Genomic DNA, 1,596 nt, shown 5'->3' with positions numbered 1-1,596 from the left:
CTGCCGGCGATCCGCAGGCACGCCGAGGCCACCGCCGAGGCCGGCTCGATGATCAACGGCCGAATCGTCGATTCCTACTCCAACGTGCAGACGCTGAAGCTGTTTTCGGCCGATGGCGACGACCGCTACATCCGGAGCGGCTTCGACATCTATCTCGATGCGCTTCGCCCGTTCACGCGCCGGCTGACCGGCGTGCGCATGGCGCTGACGACGCTGTCGGGCGTCATGATCACCACCATCGCCAGCTTTGCCATCTATCTCTGGGTCGAAGGCTCGATCACCGTCGGCGCCGTCGCCTTCACGCTTTCGCTCGTCTTGCGGCTCAACATGCTACTGGGCCGGGTGATGATGCAGCTCAACGGCATCCTCAGGAATCTCGGTGTGCTGGAGAACTCCAAGGCGTTGATCTCGCAGCCGCTCGGCCTCATCGACGCGCCGGAGGCCAAGGAATTGATCGTGGCCGGCGGCCGCATCGATGTGAAGAACGTGACCTTCCACTACGGCAAGGGGGCCGGCGTGCTCGACGGCATCGACCTCGTCGTCAGGCCCGGCGAGAAGGTCGGGCTGGTTGGCCCATCGGGAGCAGGCAAGACGACGCTGGCCAACCTGATCCTGCGCCTCTACGACCTCGAGGGCGGCAAGATCCTGATCGACGGCCAGGACATCGCGCAGGTGACACAGAATTCGCTGCGCGCCAATATCGGCGTGGTCAGCCAGGACACGGCCTTGTTCCATCGCTCGCTGCGCGACAACATCAAGCTCGGCATGCCGGACGCGACCGAGGCGCAAGTGATCGCGGCGGCGCGGAAGGCCGAGGCACACGAGTTCATCACAGGCCTGCGCGACAATCGCGAGCGCACCGGCTACGAAGCCTATGTCGGCGAACGCGGCGTGAAGCTGTCAGGCGGCCAGCGCCAGCGTGTGGCAATCGCTCGCGTCTTCCTCAAGGATGCGCCGATCCTGATCCTGGACGAAGCGACGTCGGCGCTCGATTCCGACATCGAGGCGGCGATCCAGGAAAACCTGGCGCGGCTGATGAAAGACAAGACCGTGATAGCCATCGCGCACCGCCTGTCAACGATCGCCGCGCTCGATCGGCTGGTCGTGCTCGACGGCGGGCGCATCGTCGAACAGGGCACGCATGACGAGCTGGTGGCGCTGGACGGGCTTTACGCGCGGCTCTGGAAGCGGCAGTCCGGCGGTTTCCTGTTCAATGAGGAAAGCGTGCTGGAAGAGACGCGGCCGGCGGAGTAGGAAGAGGAATGTCGGTTCGCATGCCTTCGTATTTTGGACGAGCGGGCGCGCAGGACAACGCGCTCGACCTGCTCGGCCACGAAATCCTCGCCGAGAAGGCGGCGGCGCTCGGCCGCGCCGGCCAGCGCGTCGAGCAGACGCTGGCGAGACTGCGCGAGGATGGCGGCGATGAGGAAAGGCGGCCCCGGCTCCTCAAGGATGCCGCCGAGGCCGTCCATGCCTACTTCATCCAGCGCGAGCTCTGCGGCCTGCGCAAGCACGATGCGGTCATCCGCGAATACAATATCCCGAGAGCGGTTCTGGTCAGGCTCGGCGCGCAATAGGCGCTGCCTTCGGGACTCT

At 65.5% G+C, this 1,596-nt stretch carries 2 protein-coding genes; both read left to right on the top strand.

What is annotated here, in order from left to right; all coding sequences use genetic code 11:
- A partial coding sequence (locus EOA33_RS35035; protein WP_145989498.1) for an ABC transporter ATP-binding protein occupies positions 1-1,254 on the top strand: 1,254 nt, incomplete at its 5' end.
- 8 nt (positions 1,255-1,262) lie between these two features.
- Entirely contained in the window at positions 1,263-1,577 is a 315-nt protein-coding gene (locus tag EOA33_RS35030; protein ID WP_127407673.1) for a DUF6665 family protein, read from the top strand.
- The last annotated feature ends 19 nt before the right edge of the window (positions 1,578-1,596 follow it).

It is taken from the genome of Mesorhizobium sp. M4A.F.Ca.ET.050.02.1.1 (assembly GCF_003997725.1).
Lineage (GTDB): Bacteria > Pseudomonadota > Alphaproteobacteria > Rhizobiales > Rhizobiaceae > Mesorhizobium.
Note: the sequence above shows the minus strand (reverse complement) of the source record. Positions and strands in the feature narration are given on the sequence as shown.